This is a genomic window from Halorhabdus sp. CBA1104, from assembly GCF_009690625.1.
Lineage (GTDB): Archaea > Halobacteriota > Halobacteria > Halobacteriales > Haloarculaceae > Halorhabdus.
In genome coordinates this window covers 1,211,138-1,231,160 of sequence record NZ_CP033878.1, presented here as the reverse complement: position 1 = coordinate 1,231,160, position 20,023 = coordinate 1,211,138, and the positions used below count along the sequence as shown (strand labels likewise).

Genomic DNA, 20,023 nt, shown 5'->3' with positions numbered 1-20,023 from the left:
ACTGGTTACTCGTCGAGTGCCACGTCGAACGCCTCGACGTCGTTTAACTCCGCTGTGAGTTCGTCCAGGTCGCGCTGTACCGATTCGAGTTCACGATCGCCCGCCGCGATATCTTCCGCCGACGCCGACTCATCCGCTTTCGCTTCGCTTCGCGCACGGGACAATTCGTAACACGTCGTGAGCAGTCGATCGTACCGCGCGCGTCGATGGAGTCGAGCGACGGTCTGTCGAAGCGCATCCGCTGAAACATCGTCAGCAAGCACGTTGCCGCCGCTGGCTGGGACCTCGGCCTCGCTGCTGGCGAGCCACAGTAATTGTATGTGATCGCACTCGCTGGGGCTGTTCGTGCGGGGGTCTTCGATACTGGTGCCGTCGGTCCCGACGACCACGGCGATCGTCTCGTCGAGACTGCTGGCGGCTGCCTCTGGCGTTGTGGCAGTTCGGACCGACCAGCGGTCTCGAAGGGCCGTCGTGATCGATCGACGCTTCGTCTCGTCGGGTGCGTATACCAACACGACGTCGGGCGGCGCGGCCATCGTACCGAAGCATACCCTGGCGAGGACAAAAATGATCGGGCACTTCGATCTGCGTGCGTGTGACAGAAACGTCCTCTCTTGACTGTGACTTACAGCGATTCGTTTCCCTGGATTGTGGTGTCGAACAGCGGCGTCAGCGTCTCGATCGTCGCGGCGGGGTGGCCTTCTGAATCGATATGGTAGTGGGCGATCGCGTCGGCCTCTCCAACCCGCGTCGTGATGACGTTGAGGAAGCGATGGATCGTCTGCTCGGATCCGAACTGTAACAGATCCGTCAGCGAGTCCAGACAGAGCACCACCGGCTCGGTTGTTGCTTCATCGAGCTGCGTTGTGATCTGGGTCCCGAGCTGCTGGAGGTCAACGCTGTCGATTTCGACCATGTTGACCATCGCGCCGTGCTGGCCGCCAAATCCGTCAGCCGACATGGCTGCCGACCGGCCGCCATCGGAGACGTTGATAAACGAGAGGTCGGTTTGCACGGGATCGATCACGCCACTCCACTCACTCATGCGCTCCCCGGGTGAGGAGGCGATCGTCACGCCAAGAATTGTCCCTGGCTGTCCGGACCGCGTCAGCAAGTCCCGGCAGTGATCGGATTTCGCGTTCCCGATGGCTGGGCACGCACAGAGCACATTTGCTGCCGTCCCGTCGCCACCCTTCGGCGCGTGATCGTCGCTCACGTGTGCCCCTCTCGTCTTCGAATTGCGCGTTTTTCGGTCATCCCTGGTCCTTGCGATCGATTACATTACTAACAATTAAGAACCTTTCGGCACCCCCCATTTCGCTCTTATATAATTGAAAATAGTAGGGATACTGTCACATTGGGTGGATTAGCTGGATATCCTATACGAATCTTGCATTTATATTAATTATATTAGTATTAAATACCTTTAGAAATACACTATGACTTTTGGAAAAACCCGTAGGCGGCCATGAGCCAATCAGAATCGGCGGAAACGGCCTTCCTGGCAAAGCACCCGCGACTAATCGGCGTCCTGTTCATGCTGCTCGTGTTGTTGACACAGATGGGCGCGGCCTCGGCCGACTTCGCAGATGTTACTTTAGGCCCTTAAATTCGACCGTTTAGGAACTCGGTACTCCACACCAATTCACTGTCAAAAATTAGTGGAGAATCATTTTTTTCGCAGATACGTCTAAATTTCTCTTTTGTAATCTCAATATCCGTAATATACATCGGGCTGATACAATTTCCAACGGGGAGATCAACATTCCAGGTTCTTAATCCACCCACCGAGTGGTTGGGAGATGGAAACCCCCTGATATCGTAATTGATCGTTTCATCCGATGTTGCAGTAATCTGCATAAGAACAGGACTTCCAATCTTACTCTTCACGATATTCGCATTTCCGTCACCTATTACTAAATATCGGTTTGCTAACTTTTCATCTTCCCCCAGTACTGAACGCGCATTCGCGATCGAGAACCCAGTATTCAACAACCGCGCCAGGTTCTTTCCGATCTCGGTGGCCGTGGGGTTGGGCACGTTCGCCAGCGTGACGATGCCGCCGAGCGCGCCGGCGTCGACGAGCGCCCGTCCCTGGTCGTAGGACCTGCAGGCGTTGAGCAGGAACGCCCCGACGTCTATGTCGGACAGCGTTTCCGCATCCAAGTGGCCGTCCGCACAGCGAAAGCCCTCGTCCTCGACGTGACCGATGTAGTGGAAGAAGTCCGTCTCGGTTTCGAGGACCTCGGTGAGTTCCGCTTTCGTCAGTTCCGTGTGGACAGAAATGTCGAAGTCGATCCACTCGCGGGTCCCGTAAACGTCAGAGACGGCCGACTCCTCGCTCATCGCTGTCTCGTTGTTCACGACGTCGATCTGGATCCGCCCAGGTTCGGCTGGTTCGTACGCCAGCCGTCGGCGAAACGCCGTGGGGGTCATCTTCGTCGCGCCCACCGGGATCCCCTCACCGACGAACGTCTGTATCAGGCTGTCGGTGGGCTCCGGGTGGAACACCCGATCCGAGATTGACGCGCCCTCGGGCGTGGCGCTCGAGCGGTCGACACTCGTCTGTCCACGGACCAAGACTGGATCTTCCCGGAAGAACGTCTCGATGTCCGGCGACGTGTCTTCGATGGTGCGAGATTCGATGTCGTCGCTTTCTGGCACTCGGATAACGGCGAGATCAGAGGCCAGGAACGGCAATACCGGGATATTGTCTGGATCGGGCTCGACATCGGCTGTCAGTTTCCACTCGGGGACTGCCGGTGCAACGACGTCGAAGGGAACGTCCATGTACGCCGAGATTCGGTCGGCGATCGGGGCGTCGTACAGTTCGGCAAAGTCGAGGGTAACCCGGTCTTCGATGAGTGAGCGTTCGTGCAACTCGACGTCGTACAGACCTTCGGTGCGCGTGATGCAATCGAGCGCGAAGACGTGTTTGAGAATGGCTTCGACGCGTTGTTCGAATCCCGCCGGACCACTGAGGGGAAACGTCTCACCATCGACAACCAGTCGCGGCTCCCGGCCGGGAACTACTGCCCCATCCAAATAATACGCCAGCGACGTGACGGGCAATATGCGATCCCATCTGACTGGTACTTCGATAAAGGCCGATGGCTCCGAGAGGGCCGAACCGGCCGGGATGGATAGTTCTTCGCCGAGTTCGAGCAACGGTGGGTGCCCACGTAAGGTCGGGAACGAACGTTCGGGACTCCTGGTCAGCAACGACGCACGAAATTGCGAGATTGCGTGCATCAGGTCACGCGGATCCGTTGTCGTCGTGATCGTACGGGCTGGCTGCTCGTGATACGAGCGAACGCCCAGAACCACCTCAGACGCCTGCTCGAACGAAAACGTCACTGCCTCGCCGGTCGCATCGATCTCGAAGGGACCCTCGACCCCGAGATACACCTTCAACTGGACGGCCGAGAACTCGACGATATACTCCCCGTGCTCCAGGGAAACGGTCTCACCACCCGTACACTGATCGACGAGCGTAAACTCACTGTCCCGAACCCAGACGCCGACGAGATACGGCGTCTGAAGCGTCGGTGTACCGATCTCGATGGCTGTGTCGATCGGTATCGGGAGGGCGTCCGTCGATCGCTCGACTGGCTCACACGGCGCTTGGGTAAACAGTGAGAACTGGCCGCCATCGATCGGATCGACGAATCGGATACCCGGGGGTCCGTCGAGCAATTCGTATCGCGGCTGTGGCAACGATGCGTCGGCGTCCATGCTTTCTGGAGGGCACAACTGGCTTCGAGGGCCGTAATCTGGAACACTGTTCGACAAGAGCAATCAAAAGCGTTCCCTTACTCTTCGCACGGCTGAACGCAGCGACGGTGAGTTTCGTCGATCGGCACGGTCTCAGAACGAAGGGAAGGGGAGCGTGTGACGTTTCGGGTGCCCCCGTCACATCGTCGCTGTGGACTGCATATAAATCACCGTCAGACTTGGGTCGGACAATCGGCAGACTGGAGACGAATGTCCGGCGGTGAGTCGTCTCCCTCGTGGCCACGAGCGGGTCGTCGCTGCCGGCATGGTGATTTTACGTTTCGGGTGGCTACTGGTGGGACAGACGAATGGATGTCACCGTACGAGCGGCCGAGCGTGGGGACGTGCCCGGACTTCGGATCCTTCGCAGTCAGGCAATCGAGGCCAGCTGTAGCGACGTCTACGATCGTGACGTCTACGCTGATTTAGTCGTTGGGACCGACGACCCCCTCGAGGCCTGGATCGACGAAGACGCGACGACAGTGCTCGTCGCTGAGACGCCCATCACGCCAGTGAGCTACGCCGTCTTCTCCGCCGATGCGGGGGTCGTTCGGGGGATCTTCACGAGCCCCGAGTACGAGCGCGAAGGCTTCGGGACCGTCCTCCTGCAGCGGATCGAAGCGCAGATGGGGCAGGCTGGCGCCCAGTCCGTTCGGGCTGCAGTACCGACGATTGCCTTCGAGTTCTTCGAAGCGAACGGCTACGAACACTCATCGGCCACGGAGTGGCGCGGCCTGCCTGCCGAGACGATGACGAAATCACTGGACCGTTGAGTGGCCGAGTGTTGGGGATTTTCCCGGTTGATAATGCTGTTTTCTCCGCAGCGAGAATGTTTCTGGACAATCCAGCGAGAGCCACGATCGAAACGGGACGATCGGTGGACTCCCGACGAGAAACTAGGGCACACGTCCGAGTACGTGAGATGGGCGCGCAATTCCTGCACGCAACCCGATTGTTTATGCGTATATCCACGAACTAGGTCCACAATGAGCGATCCAAACGCATCTGTCTCCGAGCGGGGGCTTGCCGACGCCACCGCCCAGAAGGCAAACTGTGGCGTCGGCGTCCTCCTCAACCTCTCAGGTGAGAAGGAACACGAAATCATCTCGGATGGCCTCTCGCTGCTGGAGAACCTCGACCACCGGGGCGCACGGGGGGCAGAGGAAAACACCGGTGACGGGGCCGGGATCATGATTCAAAAGCCACATGGCTTCTTCGCTGAGGAGATCGATGGGCTCGGCGACTTCGACGACTACGGTGTCGGGCAGGTGTTCTTTCCCAAGGACCGTTCGACCGACGAGCTCCGAGCGACCATCGAGGCTGCCGTCGTCGACGAGGGGTTCGAGGTCGTCGCCTGGCGCTCGGTGCCGACCGACAACGAAGGACTCGGGGAAACAGCGCTGGACAGTGAACCAGACGTCCAGCAGTTTTTCGTTCGACCGCAAGCGAATCTCTCCACTGAGGAACTCGATACGGCGCTGTACGTGCTCCGGAACGTCATCGAGAACCGGGTCGAATCGACCGAACCTGCCGGCCACGACCGGTTCTATATCTGCTCGCTCGATCGCCAGAAGCTCGTCTACAAGGGGCTGTTGACCAACGCGCAGGTTCGGACCTACTACGAAGATCTCTCCGATGAGCGCGTCGAGACCAGCCTCGTCTTCGTCCACTCGCGGTTTTCGACGAACACCCTGGGTGCCTGGGAGCTCGCCCATCCCTATCGGAACATCATCCACAACGGCGAGATCAACACCCTTCGCGGGAACCTCAACTGGATGCAGGCTCGGGAAGCCGATCTGGAAAGCCCGGTGTTTGGCGACGACATCGAGAAGCTCAAACCGATTACTGAAGAGGGCCAGAGTGACACGGCCGTCCTCGACAACGTTCTCGAATTGCTCGTCGAAGGTGGCCGGTCGCTGCCCCACGCCTTGCGGATGCTCGTACCCGAGGCCTGGGAGGAGTCGCCGACACTCGCGGCCGACCGCGAAGACTTCTATCAGTATCACTCGACCATCAACGAGCCCTGGGACGGCCCCGCGCTCGTGGCCGTTACCGACGGGCAAAACGTCGGTGCGATTCTCGATCGGAACGGCCTGCGTCCCTGTCGGTACCTCGTCACCGAGGACGATCGGCTGGTTATGTCCAGCGAGACCGGTGCGATCGAGGTCGACCCCTCGCGGGTCGAGCGCAAAGATCGCCTCGAACCGGGTCAGATGTTCTACGCCGACACCGAGGAAGGGCGGATCGTCCCCGACGACGAGATCTTCGATCGCTTGACCGACGACCGATACGGCGACTGGCTCGAAGCGAACCGCGTCACGCTCGCGGACGTCGACCCCGGCGACGTCGAGCCGCCAAGCTACGTCGAGGAAGACATTACCACCTACCAGCGTGCCTTCGGGTACACGCTCGATCACGTCGAGCGCTTGATCGAGCCGATGGCTGCCGAAGGCAAAGACCCGATCGGCGCGATGGGTAACGACACCCCGCTGTCGGTCCTTTCGAGTCGGAACAAGACCCTCTTTACGTACTTCAAGCAACTGTTCGCCCAGGTGTCGAACCCGCCGATCGACTACATCCGCGAGGAGACGGTCACCTCGCTCCAACAACACATTGGCCGCCAGAACAACCTGCTCGCCGAGACACCCGAGCACTGCCGGCAGCTGGCGTTGGATTCGCCGATTCTCTCACGGGACGAACACGCCAAAATCGCCGACATCGAGGCAAACGGTATCCGGTCCGAATCGGTCGACATCACCTACGATCCCGACGAGACTGACTTGCAAGCGGCCGTCGAAGATGTCCGCACCGCCGCTCGCGAGGCGATCGAAGACGGGGCCGAAATCGTCATCCTCTCGGACGCAGCGACCGGCCCGGATCGGGTCCCGATCCCGAGCCTGCTCGCGGTCGGCGGCGTCCACCACCACCTGGTCCGTGAGGGGCTCCGAACGCACGCTGGCATCGTCCTCGAAAGCGGCCAACCAAACGCCGTCCACCACTTTGCGACGCTGGTGGGATACGGTGCCGACGCCGTGACGCCGTACCTGGCCTACGAATCGATCGCGGAACTCGTCTACGACGGCACGCTCGAGGTCGACCGAGAGACGGCCTTAGCGCAGTACCGCCACGCCATCGAAGACGGTATCCAGAAGGTCATGGCCAAGATGGGCATTTCGACCCTGGAGAGTTACAAGGGTGCCCAAATCTTCGAAGCTGTCGGCCTGGACAGCGATTTCGTCGCCGAATACTTCGAGGGAACGGAAAATCGGACCGACGGTATCGGCCTCGAACAACTGGAAGCAGACGTCCTCGAACGCCACCAGAACGGCTTCGAGGCGTCGGTGGCTGGCAATCTCGAACTCGAGCAGGGTGGGGAACTGTACTGGCGACGGGACGGGGAGTTCCACCAGTGGAACCCCAACACGATCGGCAAACTCCAGTACGCCACCAATCACGGCGACTACGAGGCCTACCAGGAGTTTGCGGGGATGATCAACGAGCAAAACGAGCGCCTCCAGACCCTGCGGGGCTTGCTCGACTTTGACACCGACCACCGGGAGTCGATCCCGATCGAAGACGTCGAACCCGTCGAGGAGATCACCCAACGGTTTTTCAGTTCCTCGATGTCCTTCGGGTCGATCAGCCCGGAGGCCCACGAGACCCTCGCCGCGGGCATGAACCGCGTCGGCGGGTTCGCCTCGACGGGCGAGGGCGGGGAACCGACCGACCGGTTCGGGACCGAACGCGAGTGTGCGGACAAGCAAGTCGCTTCCGGCCGCTTTGGTGTCGACTCGAACTACCTCGTCAACGCCGAGCACTTAGAGATCAAGATGGCCCAGGGCTCAAAGCCCGGCGAGGGCGGCCACCTACCCGGCGAGAAGGTCAGCGAGTTGATCGCCGAGACACGCTCGACGACGCCCGGCGTCCCGCTCATCTCGCCGCCGCCCCATCACGATATCTACTCGATCGAAGATCTCGCCCAGCTCATCCACGACCTGAAGTGCGCGAATCGCGACGCGGACGTCCACGTCAAGCTCGTCAGTGAGGCCGGTGTGGGGATCATCGCCGCGGGCGTCGCCAAAGGCAAGGCTGACGCCGTTCTGATTTCGGGCCAGTCGGGCGGGACCGGGGCTTCGCCAAAGACCTCGATCAAGAACGCCGGCCTCCCCTGGGAACTTGGCATCGCCGAGGCCAACCAGATCCTGCTGGACAACGACCTTCGGTCGCGTATCCGCGTCCGGGTCGACGGCGGGCTCAAGACCGGCCGCGATGTCGCGATTGCGGCACTGCTCGGGGCCGAGGAGTACGGCTTCGGGACGGCACCGCTGATCACCTGTGGCTGTGTGATGCTCCGGAAGTGCCACTGCAACACCTGCTCGGTCGGCGTCGCGACCCAGGACGAGGAGCTGCGAGACAACTTCCCGGGTGACCCCGAATTCGTCGCCAACTACATGCGCTTTATCGCCCGGGAAGTGCGGGAGATCATGGCCGAACTCGGTGTCGAGACGATGGACGAGTTGATCGGTCAGACCGACTTCCTTCAACAGAAAGACGTCGATCACCCGCGCGCCCAGCACGTCGACCTCTCGGAACTGCTCTGGCGACCCGACAGCGAGGACGACCGCCGGAAGACGCGGGGGCAAAATCACAAGCTCGCCGACAAGATCGACAACGACTTCATCGCCCAGGCACAGCCGGCCGTCAAGCGTGGCGACGACGTCGACATCGAGGCGCGTGTCACCAACGAGGATCGCACCGTCGGTACGATGTTGAGTGCCGAACTCTCGAAGGCCCACGGCGAAGACGGACTGGAAGACGATACCGTCAGGCTCGATCTCGACGGCACCGGTGGCCAATCGTTCGGCGCGTTCTTGGCCCCCGGCGTGACGATCGATATGACGGGAGACGTCAACGACTACGCCGGGAAGGGGCTCTCGGGCGGGAAACTGATCGTCGAGACGCCGGCCGAAGCCGGCTACGCGGCCAGTGAGAACATTCTCGCCGGCAACGTTGCGCTGTACGGCGCAACCGACGGCGAGGCTTACTTCAACGGCCAGGCCGGCGAGCGCTTTGCCGTCCGCAACTCCGGCGTCAAGACCGTCGTCGAGGGTGTCGGCGATCACGGTTGTGAGTACATGACCGGCGGCGTCGCCGTGATCCTCGGCGAGACGGGCAAGAACTTCGGGGCCGGGATGTCCGGCGGCGAGGCTTACGTCTTAGACGAGGCTGGTGACTTCGACCAACGCGTCAATCACGATATGGTCCACCTTGCGGAACTAGACGAGCGCGACCGCCAGATGGTTCGGCGGCTGGTCGAAAATCACGCCCGCTACACCGACAGCGAGCGCGCCGAGGAGATCTTGGCCGACTGGGACACCTACGTCTCCCAGTTCGTGAAGGTAATGCCCGACGCCTTCGCCGCCGTCGTCGAGGAACAGCTCGAAGACGGCGAGGACGTGCGGGCGTCGCCGCCGCCGAAACCATCGACCCCTTCGTTCCCAACGGAGGGTGATGACTGATGGCCGAACGCCATCCCGGCGGGTACCGTCGCCACCGTCGCCAACCGATCGGCAAGCGCGACCCCGAGGAACGCAAGCAGGACTACGAGGAAGTGTGGGAATCGGAGTGGGACGAAGACCACCTCAAAGAGCAGGGCGAACGCTGCATGGACTGCGGGACGCCGACCTGTATGAGTGGCTGTCCGATCGGGAACATCATTCCCGACTGGAACGACCTCGTCCACCGCTCGGATTGGAAGGAAGCACTCGAACGCCTGCACGCGACCAACAACTTCCCGGAGTTTACGGGCTACAACTGTCCGGCACCGTGTGAGAACTCCTGCGTGCTCGCGTACAACGACGACCCGGTGACGATCAAGTCCATCGAGCGGGCGATCGTCGATCGAGGCTGGGAGGAAGGCTGGATCGAACCCGAACCGCCCCAGACTCGGAGCGACTACGCGGTCGCGGTCGTGGGGAGCGGTCCGGCCGGTCTCTCGGCCGCCCAGCAACTCAACCGTGCGGGCCATCACGTGACGGTCTTCGAGCGTGCCGACGAAGTCGGTGGGTTGATGCGCTACGGTATCCCCGACCAGAAGTTCGAAAAACACCGCGTACAGCGCCGTGTCGACCAACTTCGTGCGGAAGGGATCACCTTCGAGACGAACGCCGAGGTCGGCGGGAACGTGCCGGTCGAGCGTTTGGAAGACGACTTCGACGCTTCGGTCGTCGCCGTCGGCTCTCAGAAACCGATCGATCTCGACCTGCCGGGCCGGGATCTGGACGGGATCCACTTCGCGATGGACTACTTGACCCAGCAGAACCGCCGCAACGCCCGGAAAGACGTGCCGGGTCCGGACATCGACGCCGAGGGGAAAAACGTCGTCGTGCTCGGCGGTGGCGACACTGGTGCCGACTGTGTTGCGACCGCCCACCGACAGGGTGCCAAGCAGGTTGTCCAGATCGAACTGCTGCCCAAACCGCCAGTCGAGCGGCCGCCTGACAACCCCTGGCCGGACCAGCCCCAGACCTACAAGAAGACCTACGCCCAACAAGAGGGTGCCGTCGAAGAGTACTGCGTCGATACCAACGAGTTCGTCGATCAGGACGGCGATGGAAGCGTCGATGCGATCCTCGCCGACCGCATCATGTGGGAAGAAGGCGGGGCCGGCCCGCCACAGAAGACTGTCACGCAGTCAAACGTCCAGATCGACGCCGATCTCGTCGTGCTGGCAGTCGGGTTCGAAGCCCCCGAATCTAGCCCGTTCGAACCGCTCGGCGTGGCTATCAACGACGACGGCACGCTCGCAACTGACGAGACGATGATGACCAACGTCGATGGTGTCTTCGCGGCCGGTGACGCCGAGATGGGCCCATCCCTGATCGTCTGGGCGATCGGCAGCGGGCGAGACGTCGCCCGCCACGTCGACCTGCATCTGACCGGTGAGACCGACTTGCCTCCGAGTCTGGAGACATCGAACGAACCCATCGTCTCGATGTGAGGGCAGTGGTCCAATCGCGGTCCCGCTGGTGAGGGGAACGACACGGGTTTGTCTGGCCCGGCCCAGCAGTGAGCCATGGACGACGTACTCGTCATCGGTGGCACGCGATTTATCGGCCGCCATACCGTCACGGAATTTCTCGATCACGATTACGACGTGACGCTGTTCAACCGGGGGAGCCACGCGAACCCCTTCGAGGGGGACGATCGCGTCAGGCACGTCCAGGGCGATCGGACCGACGACGACGCCCTCGAAGCCGCCCGAGAACAGATCGATCCCGACGTCGTCATCGACTGCGTGGCCTACCACCCGCGAGACGTCCGCGTCGCGACCGACGTCTTCGCCGACGCCAAAGCCTACGTCTACGTCTCCAGTGGGTCGGCCTACGGCCAAGAGCGGGTCCCGAAACGGGAAGCCGAGACGCCCCTTTCGCCGTGTACCGACGAGCAGGCGACCGACGACTCCGCACGCACCTACGGCAACCGCAAAGCCGAGGGCGACCGTGCGGTTTTCGCTGCCGCCGAGGATGGCGTCAGGGCACTGAGCGTCCGCCCGACGGTCGTCTACGGGCCGTACGATTATACCGAGCGATTCGACTACTGGTTGCATCGCGTCGATTCCTACGATCGGGTCGCCGTGCCGGGCGATGGCCTCAGTCTCTGGCAGTTCGCCTACGTCGAGGACGTCGCAAGCGCACTCCGGATCGTCGCCGAACGCGGCGAGGCGGGCGAGGCTTACAACGTCGGTGATCGCCACGCTCCGACGCTGGGTCAGTGGGTCGAGTTGATCGCCGATGCGATGGACCGCAACGCCCGCCCGGTCGGCGTGAGCGGGAACGAACTCGCCGCGGGAATGGTCGCCCCCGAGGACTTCCCACTGTATCGCGACCAGCCACATCTGCTCTCGACGGCAAAACTTCAGGCTCTGGGGTGGGAGTCGACGCCACACGAGCAGGCGCTTGCGGCGACCGTCGCCGAGCACCGCGAGAGCGATCGAACGGGACAGGCCGAGGGTCCGGATCGCGAATCCATCGAGATGGTCATCGGCTCTCGATGAGTGATCGCGAGCGACCGAAAACCCGTCCACGCGACGGACGCCCCGTGATAGCATAAGGTACGTCGGCTGGCTTTTGTCCTCCAGTCTCCCGGAGACGTGCATGGCCGATCGTGGGTTCGCCTGGGATGACTGGGCGCAGAGAGCGCTCGACACGATGACCGAGCGGGCCGACGTGGCCAAGTGACAGTCCGGGCCGGATCGTCTCGTGACGGCAAAGGATTATGAGCACCGGCGGCGACGGTCGGGACATGTTCGAGAAGTCGATCTGGATTCGCCTGCCCCGGAACGTCCTCGTGGGTCACGACGTCCTCGGACGGACCGCAGAAGCTGTCGAGGAGCTTCACCTCTCCGGTCGGCCGCTGATCGTGACCGGCGAGATTCCCAACGAAGTCGCCGGTCAGACGGTCCGCAAACAGTTCGAACAGCGAGGTCACGACCCCGCAGTGACGATCATCGAGGAGGCGAGTTTCGAGGCCGTCCAGCGAGTCATCGACGCTGCCGAAGACGCCGAGGCCGATTACCTGATCGGCGTCGGCGGGGGCAAGCCGATCGACATCACGAAGATGGCTGCCGACGAACTCGGAACGGGCTTCGTTTCAGTGCCCACTGCAGCCAGCCACGATGGCATCGTCAGCGGCCGCGCCTCGGTTCCGGAAGATGGGACGCGCCACAGTGTCGCAGCGAATCCCCCAGTCGCTGTCGTGGCTGATACCGGTATTCTCGCGGATGCCCCCTGGCGTCTCACGACGGCCGGCTGTGCCGACATCATCTCTAATTACACGGCCGTCAAGGACTGGCAACTCGCCCAACGCCTCCAGAACGTAACCTATTCGGAGTACTCCGGTGCTCTCTCCCGGATGACTGCCGAGCTACTGGTCGATCAAGCCGGTTCGATCAAACAGGGTCTCGAAGAATCCGCCTGGGTGGTCCTCAAGGCCTTAGTCTCCTCAGGGGTTGCGATGTCCATCGCGGGTAGCTCCCGGCCGGCATCGGGGGCCGAACACCTGTTCTCTCACCAGCTTGACCGCCTCGTTCCAGACGCGGCCTTGCACGGCCATCAGGTCGGCGTCGGCTCGATCATGGTCGAATACCTCCACAGCGGCGAGCATGGAGAATGGCGGGACATTCGGGATGCACTGGTCCACATCGGTGCGCCGACGACTGCCGCAGAATTGGGTATCGACGACGCGACGGTCATCGAGGCGTTGACCACCGCCCACGAGATCCGTGACCGCTATACGATCCTCGGGAACGGGATGAGCGAGCCCGCTGCACGGGAAGCCGCCGAAGTGACCGGCGTTATCTGAGCGGAGCGCCAGTCTGTCCGGGCTCCGATCTCGGCCCCGAAACTACCCGAGCTGAGCCCTCGAAAACCGCCAGTTGGCCAGTACGAGGGGGACGACGATCCAGGCGGCCAGAATGACGACCATGAACCAGCCCTGGATGTAAAACGGCGGGTCACTGAGTACGACGTTGCCGACCCCTTCGAGGAACCGGTTTGGCATGTAGAGCTTGGTCGCGTTCAGGTAGGCCCCGGTCGGGCTGAGGCTGAAGACCAGTTCGAGCACTTCCTCGGGTGCCGTCATCCCGAACTGATCGAGGACGAACTCGATCATCTGCATCGGGTTGACCGGGAGGAAGTTCCAGCCGATGTTGAACACGAAGAAGAACCCGATCCCGGCGGCCATCGCCCGCGATCGACTGGCCGTGACCGCCGAGATTCCGACGGCCACCGAGACGTACGCCAGCGCGTACGCGAGTGTCATGGCTGCAAAGACCAGATAATCGCCGTATTCGATCGTCATCTCGGGAACGAAGACCATCGCGATCGGCACGACCAGCGCCAGCGAGACAGCGAGCCCGAGCAAGACGACGGCCCCACGGGCCAGCAGCTTCCCCCCGATGACCGCCGTCCGACTGACGGGAACGCCGAGCGTGAACTTGATCCGCCCGGACTCCCGTTCCCCAGCGATCGAGAGGTACGCGGCGACCAGCGCGATCAATGGCACGAGCAGGACGCCACCGAGACCGACGAGGCCCCAGATAATCGGATAAAAGTCCGGGTCAGCGGAGGTACTCTGGCCCCAGAAGAACAGCAGCATGAACGCGGTGTACAGCGCGACCGGGGCCCAGACGAGTTTGGCCCGTCGGACGTCAAGGAAGTCCCGTCGCGCGACGGCGAGGAGACTCATTGGCTTGCCCCCGTGGCCTCGGCCGGCGTCTCCGGCGTCTTTGCTGGCTGCTCGTTCGTGGGATCCTCCCCGGTATACCGGTGGAAGAGTTCTTCCAGAGACGTGTCCTCGGAGATGATGTCCGTCACCGTTGTCCGTTCGTCCAGCCAGCGCACGACGTCGACTTTGGCTGTCGTGTCCGCACAGACTGCGATCACGGTGTCCCCATCGGTGTTGACGCGCTGTACGCCGTCGAACTCGTCTATCCCTTCCGTCTCCGGGACCGTTTCGACCGTCACTTCGATCGTTTCGACGCCGCTGTCACGCTCTTGGAGGGCTTCGATCGTATCCAGAGCGACGAGTTCGCCCTGATTGAGGATGCCGACGCGATCACAGACTGCCTCGACTTCGGCGAGGATGTGACTCGAGAAGAAGACGGTCGTCCCCTGCTCTGCGAGGTCGAGGATGATATTCCGAACGTCTTGCATCCCCGTCGGATCCAGCCCCGAGGACGGTTCGTCCAGAATTAGCAAATCTGGATCGCCGACCAGTGCCATCCCGAGGGCCAGCCGCTGGCCCATGCCCTTCGAGAAGCCACCGGCCTGCCGATCGACAGCATCGCTGAGCCCGACCGTTTCGAGAATTGCGTCGGCGTCGTCCTCGACACCCTTGGCGTCCATCACCCACTCCAGATGTTCCCGAGCCGTGAGCCGGTCGAACACCTCGAATCCCTCCGGCAGGACGCCGGTCTTCGATCGAACGGCCATGGACTCCTCGCCGACGTCGTGGCCGAAGACGGTCGCCGTTCCGTCCGTCGCATCGATGAAGTGCAGCAGAATGTTGATGGTCGTGGACTTTCCAGCCCCGTTCGGGCCGAGAAAGCCAAACACTTCGCCTTCCCGGACGGTGAGGTCCAGTCCGTCCAGTGCTTGGACGGCATCGGGTTCCGATCCATACCGTTTCGTGAGATTTTCAATTTCGATGGCGGTCATACCGGAAACTCTCCGTCGAGATGAAAATACTTCCCCTCGATGTTCACAGTGTGAAACTGACCAGTGTGTCCTCTCCAGTGGCCTGACAGCGCCTCGCCCGTGGGGAAGACGGGGGGTTTTTGAGAGCCGGCGTTCTCACGGCGAGTATGCGGGTCGCTTTCGTGTCGATGACGACGACCCGTCATCGGGACACCGAGGGAACACGTCGCCTCGAGCGCGTCGCTCACCAGCTGGCCGATCGCGGCCACGACGTCACCGTCTATTGTGCCGCCTGGTGGGACGAGTACGACGACCAGCGGACGATCGACGGCGTGACCTATCACGGGGTGACGGTCTCGCCGGCCCGGACGTCGTTTGCGGCCCGGCTCCCAGTATTGCTGGCTCGGCATCGCCCGGACGTGATCCACGTCGCCCCGCGCCCGCCAGCAGCGGTCTTCGGGGCCTCGACCGGTGGGACGCTCGCCCGTGCGTCGCTGATCGTCGAGTGGTACGGCGACGAGGGGCTGGCCGACTCACGGACCGTCACTCAGTCACTCCGGGAAGCGGCAGCGGTGATCACGCCATCGGAACTCGTCCGGACCCAGGTCCGTGAGCGCGGGATCGACGACGGCCGGACCGAACAGATCCCCAACGGGATCGACCTCTCGCTGGTGCAATCGGTCGACCCAGCCGAGCCAGTCGAAGTCGCCTTCGCCCATCGGCTCGACGAGAGTGCCAACGTCGACAGTCTCTTGTTGGCCTTAGCGGAGTTGCGCGACCGGGACTGGTCGGCAACGATCGTCGGCGACGGGCCGCTCCGGGACGACTACGAGCGCCAGGCCACAGACCTGCGGATCGACGACCGGATCACCTTCGTCGGGGAGGTCTCTCGGGAGGAACGCGTCGCGATCTATCGAGGAGCCCACACCTTCGTCCACACTGCTTACCGGGAGTACTTCGCCACCGAGTTGCTCTGGGCGCTTGGGGCCGGGTCCGTTGGCATCGTCGAGTACCAGGCCAACTCCAGCGCCCACGAACTCATCGAGAACCACCACCGCAGCTTCCGGGTGACCGACCCACAGGAACTGGCCGACGCGATCGTCGAGTCGGGGAGTCTCGAACGCTGGTCGTTCGACGACTCGTTTGCATCCTACGACCACGCGGCTGTCGTCGACGCGTATCTCGACGTCTACCGCGACGTCATCGCCGCACACGGCTTGTTTTGAGCGCCGACGGAGAGGGCGCTTTTCACTCCGAAAACGCGTCGGGATCGGCCGCAGCCTCGACGACGTCGACGGCAGCAACCCCGGCTGCTGGGTCGTGGACACGGATCACGTCCGCGCCACGCTCGGTTGCGACGGCCGTCCCAGCGACTGTCGGATCGTACCGCTCGTCGGCGTCCCGGCCGACGAGGCCGAACATCGACTTATGAGAGTGCCCGACTAGGATCGGACAGCCCAGGGCCTCGAGTTCTCCCAGCCGATCGAGGATTTCGAAGTCCTCGGCGGGCGTCTTGCCGAACCCGAGCCCGGGATCGACGAGGATCTGGGATCGATCCAGACCCGCCCTCTCGGCTTGGAGGATGCGTTCGGTCACTTCGTCGATCACATCCTCGACCACGTCGTCGTAATGGACCTCGTGGTCCGGATCGACCGGCGTATCGATACTGTGCATCACGACCACCGGCGCGTCGTGTTCGGCAGCCAGCTCGGCCATGCCAGGATCGTCCAGCCCGGAGACGTCGTTGAGGATGTCGGCCCCCGCTTCGAGGGCAGCCGCTGCGACGTCGACTTTCCGGGTATCGACCGAGACGGACACGTCCCGTTCGGCGAGCGCCTCGATCACGGGGACGACGCGATCGCGCTCGGTCTCGACGGCGACCGGCTCGGCCCCCGGACGCGTACTCTCACCGCCCACGTCGACGATATCGACGCCTGCCTCGATCATCTCCTCGGCGCGGGCCAGTGCGTCCTCGACGGCGTTGTACTCCCCGCCGTCGTGGAAGCTGTCCGGCGTGACGTTGAGAATCCCCATGACTGCCGTCCCGTCACTCCATGGATACTCGGCGGTGTCGTCCGCGGGGCCGAACCCGAGCGTGTCCCGGAGCTGGTCGGCAAGCGGCCCGAGCCCGTCGGGCTGGTCGGCCAGCCTCGCCGTCAGTCGCTGGAACTGTTCGAGTGTGCCCATCATCACAACGTCTGCACGCTCTTGCTCCTGCTCGGCCAGGCCGGAAATCGCACACTCCCCGCCCACGGCCAGTAGCGCTTCCTTGAGAGACTGGGCCTGTCGGGGCTGGACCCGCGTCTTGAGCACTCGATGGGCTGCCTTCCCGCGCATGTGACGGACGCCTGCCTCGGTGACATGGGCGTCTTCGAGGGTCTTTGCCCCTGCCGAAAGCGATTCGACCCGCTTTGGGATCGTCGAGCGCGTCCAGCGAGTCCGTGCCTCCCTGACGGCGTACAGCGAGCCGACGACGAGGACGGCGTCGTCGGGGTCGGCCCCCTCGATGGCGTCGTCGAGCGCTCCAGCCACGTCAGACCGGGTCCGGACGGTCGCGTCTGTCTGCTCACTGAAGGCCCGCGCAAGGACAGCCTCGTCTTCCGCACGATCGATCGCGGGTTCACAGGCCGTCACCTGATCGGCGGCTGGGAGCGCGGTGGCCATTCCACGGTGGTCTTTCTCACACATCGCGCCGACGACGAGGTGCAGATCGTCGTACTCGAAGTCCTCGAGGGTTTCAGCGACGCGTTCACACCCGCCGGGATTGTGTGCGCCGTCGAGGACGACCAGCGGTTCCTGGCCGAGTACTTCGAAGCGACCGGGCCAGGTGGCACGGCCGAGCCCAGCGGCCAACGCTGTCTCTGTCACGTCGGCAACCTGGCGGGCGAGCGTTGCGGCGACACCGGCGTTTTGGGCCTGATGGGCACCCAGCAGTGGGAGACGCGTCTCGACCGACCAGTCCGGTCCCGACAGGGAGACGACGCTTCGGAGTCCCTCACGACCATCGTACTCGACTGTGATCGCTGCGTCGTCGTCCCTGCCGACGCGACACACGTCGTCGACTTCGGTTTCGATCGTCGCCAGTGCCTCGCCGGTGGCGGCCGTCACGAGGGCCGCATCGTCCGGGGCGACGGCGGCCTTGTCCCGGGCGATCTCGGGAATGGTCTCGCCCAAGAAGTCAGTGTGTTCGAGCGTGACGCTGGTGAGGGCACTCCCGACGGGATCGACGACGCTGGTGGCGTCGTGACGCCCGCCGATACCGACCTCTAAGATGGCAACGTCGACGTCCCGGCGGCTAAACTCCCACACCGCCAGGGCTGTCATCGTCTCGAAGAACGTCGGTGCGTCGCCGGACGCCGCGTGTTCGGTCACGTACGGCTCGACGGCTTCGACGAACGTACTGATCGCTGCCGTCGAGATCTTTCGTCCGTTGACCGTGATCCGCTCACGAACGTCTTCGAGGTGTGGCGACGTGTAGAGCCCCACGTCGAGGCCAGCTTCGCGCAGGATCGATTCGAGCATCCGGGCAGTAGAGCCTTTCCCGTTCGAGCCAGCAATCTGGACGGCAGTCAGCGACTCCTGGGGGTCACCCAGGTGGGCGAGCAACTCCCGAGTCGCTTCGGTCCCCGGCCGCGGCGAGAACCGGCGAAGGTCGAAAAGAAAGTTCGCCGCTTCGTGATAGGGCATGCTTGTTGGCATCGGCCGGGCGCGCTTTAGCCTATCGGAGTCGTCTCTCGGCCGTCGCGTGGGTCCGTCGGATTGTCCGCTCACTGACTGGCTTCCCCATCAACGCTCGGTTTCTCCGGGAGGCCGATGTGCACCTGGCCCTGTCCTGTCGCGGTACTCTCCGTTTCGGATACGAGAGACCGGTTCCCGAACAGGAGGACCGTCGTCCGATCGGTCGGTTCTCGGACGGATGCGAAGGTGTTGGCGAGCTTCCAGCCCGTTTCGTGCCTGTCGGCGCGTTCCTCGAAATACACCTCGACCGTGCGCTCGAACGCACTGGCATTGGCCGCGTCGTCCCACCGGAAGGTCCAAGCGTAGGACGTATTGCCGCCGCTCGCGGGCCTGAGATAGTACAACCGATCGACGCCCCACCCGGCCGCGGCATCGGCCGCCCGTTGGCTGTCCACGCCGTTCTCTAAGGCGTACCGGACGAAGGCTTCGCCAAGGCGATCGGTCCCACTGACGCCCCATGTCTCAGTCGCTTCGACTGTCACGTTCAATTCTGCGGGCGGTTCCTCGCCGGGAGCATACCCGTGTAGCAGTTGTTCGCTGGTCGTGGGCGGCTGTTCGAAGACGTTATCGAGTCCACTCGGGTCCTCGACCCGACTCGACACGTATCGATAGCCGTGGACGTACTTGCTGAGACCGAATCGGGCATACTCTCCGGCCGGAAGGGTCCCGATGAGCCGTTCGTACATCGGGGCTGTCGGCTCGGTGCGGTTACCATAGCGTTTCAGGTACGTGTCCGTCGTGAAGACGGTCGCCCCTTCTCTGATTGCCCTGGCGACGTAGGCTTCGTCCGCCGAAGACCCCAGTTTGGCACCGAGATCGCCCACGCGACCGAGTTGCAGATTGACGTAGTGGCCGAACTCGTGGGCCAGCACCCACTCGGTGCTCCCGGGATCGCCATCCGGTGCTGGGAGGATGTAGATCAGTCCCGTATTATAGGTTGCACCGTTCTCCATTCGATCGAGCGTCGAGCCATCGGGGACCGTTGTGTTGTGGAAGCCAACGACCTCGTAGAACCGAGGGAGACGTCCAGCACTGAACCCCGGCAGTGATCGAAACGCCGATGCGTTCGGGAGAACGCTGATGCGCGCTGGCGGCGTGACATCGGCGTCTGCGACAGCCCGAACGCCGGCATAGACCGATTCGGGTGCCACTGAGATGTTCTCACCCGCGATGGCAATCGAGCCATCCAGTTGTGGCTCGGCCATCGGCGCCTGACAGCCGGCCACCGCGAGGACCGCCAGGAGGGCAACGACGAGTCGAATGGCTGTCATCGCTGGGTATTCGCTCGAACTGCCCCCGTGCTGATAAAATTA

At 62.9% G+C, this 20,023-nt stretch carries 14 protein-coding genes; 7 read left to right on the top strand and 7 right to left on the bottom strand.

The features are described 5' to 3' along the window. Positions 1 to 5: 5 nt before the first annotated feature. Positions 6 to 536: a hypothetical protein gene (locus Hrd1104_RS06265; protein ID WP_154551940.1), complete on the bottom strand. Its 531-nt coding sequence runs from the start codon at positions 534 to 536 to the stop codon at positions 6 to 8. 89 nt (positions 537 to 625) lie between these two features. Further along, positions 626 to 1,216: a hypothetical protein gene (locus Hrd1104_RS06260; RefSeq protein WP_154551939.1), complete on the bottom strand. Its 591-nt coding sequence runs from the start codon at positions 1,214 to 1,216 to the stop codon at positions 626 to 628. Between the two features lie 252 nt (positions 1,217 to 1,468). Here Hrd1104_RS06260 and Hrd1104_RS13065 point away from each other — a divergent pair, with 252 nt between their 5' ends. Next, positions 1,469 to 1,609, top strand: coding sequence for a hypothetical protein (locus Hrd1104_RS13065; protein WP_195837643.1), 141 nt, complete (start codon positions 1,469 to 1,471; stop codon positions 1,607 to 1,609). Here the strand turns inward: Hrd1104_RS13065 and Hrd1104_RS06255 are convergent. Then, a complete protein-coding gene (locus Hrd1104_RS06255) occupies positions 1,606 to 3,735 on the bottom strand; it encodes a hypothetical protein (protein ID WP_154551938.1) in 2,130 nt (709 codons plus the stop codon). The genes Hrd1104_RS13065 and Hrd1104_RS06255 overlap by 4 nt on opposite strands. Positions 3,736 to 4,082: 347 nt before the next feature. Here Hrd1104_RS06255 and Hrd1104_RS06250 point away from each other — a divergent pair, with 347 nt between their 5' ends. The 5 genes from Hrd1104_RS06250 (at position 4,083) to Hrd1104_RS06230 (ending at position 13,137) form a co-directional block, all read left to right on the top strand. Then, entirely contained in the window at positions 4,083 to 4,547 is a 465-nt protein-coding gene (locus Hrd1104_RS06250; RefSeq protein WP_154551937.1) for a GNAT family N-acetyltransferase, read from the top strand. A 213-nt stretch (positions 4,548 to 4,760) separates the two neighbouring features. Further along, positions 4,761 to 9,293 carry a glutamate synthase large subunit gene (gltB, locus tag Hrd1104_RS06245; RefSeq protein WP_154551936.1) on the top strand — a complete coding sequence of 1,511 codons (4,533 nt, stop codon included), beginning with the start codon at positions 4,761 to 4,763 and terminating at the stop codon, positions 9,291 to 9,293. Then, positions 9,293 to 10,774 carry a glutamate synthase subunit beta gene (locus Hrd1104_RS06240; RefSeq protein WP_154551935.1) on the top strand — a complete coding sequence of 494 codons (1,482 nt, stop codon included), beginning with the start codon at positions 9,293 to 9,295 and terminating at the stop codon, positions 10,772 to 10,774. The genes gltB and Hrd1104_RS06240 overlap by 1 nt, the downstream gene beginning before the upstream one ends. A gap of 75 nt (positions 10,775 to 10,849) precedes the next feature. Beyond that, positions 10,850 to 11,830 carry an NAD-dependent epimerase/dehydratase family protein gene (locus tag Hrd1104_RS06235; RefSeq protein WP_154551934.1) on the top strand — a complete coding sequence of 327 codons (981 nt, stop codon included), beginning with the start codon at positions 10,850 to 10,852 and terminating at the stop codon, positions 11,828 to 11,830. Between the two features lie 248 nt (positions 11,831 to 12,078). Further along, positions 12,079 to 13,137 carry an NAD(P)-dependent glycerol-1-phosphate dehydrogenase gene (locus Hrd1104_RS06230; protein WP_154551933.1) on the top strand — a complete coding sequence of 353 codons (1,059 nt, stop codon included), beginning with the start codon at positions 12,079 to 12,081 and terminating at the stop codon, positions 13,135 to 13,137. A gap of 42 nt (positions 13,138 to 13,179) precedes the next feature. Here the strand turns inward: Hrd1104_RS06230 and Hrd1104_RS06225 are convergent, their stop codons facing one another. Continuing rightward, positions 13,180 to 14,022 (bottom strand): ABC transporter permease subunit, encoded by an 843-nt coding sequence (locus tag Hrd1104_RS06225; RefSeq protein ID WP_154551932.1) that lies wholly within the window; start codon positions 14,020 to 14,022, stop codon positions 13,180 to 13,182. Next, positions 14,019 to 14,993, bottom strand: a complete 975-nt coding sequence (locus Hrd1104_RS06220) for an ABC transporter ATP-binding protein (protein WP_154551931.1) — start codon at positions 14,991 to 14,993, stop codon at positions 14,019 to 14,021. Before Hrd1104_RS06220 ends, Hrd1104_RS06225 begins: the two co-directional genes overlap by 4 nt. Before the next feature lie 146 nt (positions 14,994 to 15,139). On the opposite strand from Hrd1104_RS06220, the gene Hrd1104_RS06215 reads away from it, so the two are divergent. Then, positions 15,140 to 16,198 (top strand): glycosyltransferase family 4 protein, encoded by a 1,059-nt coding sequence (locus Hrd1104_RS06215; protein ID WP_154551930.1) that lies wholly within the window; start codon positions 15,140 to 15,142, stop codon positions 16,196 to 16,198. A 22-nt stretch (positions 16,199 to 16,220) separates the two neighbouring features. Here the strand turns inward: Hrd1104_RS06215 and folP are convergent, their stop codons facing one another. After that, a complete protein-coding gene (folP, locus tag Hrd1104_RS06210) occupies positions 16,221 to 18,659 on the bottom strand; it encodes a dihydropteroate synthase (protein ID WP_154551929.1) in 2,439 nt (812 codons plus the stop codon). Between the two features lie 80 nt (positions 18,660 to 18,739). After that, a complete protein-coding gene (locus Hrd1104_RS06205; RefSeq protein ID WP_154551928.1) occupies positions 18,740 to 19,981 on the bottom strand; it encodes a hypothetical protein in 1,242 nt (413 codons plus the stop codon). Between the last annotated feature and the right edge of the window lie 42 nt (positions 19,982 to 20,023).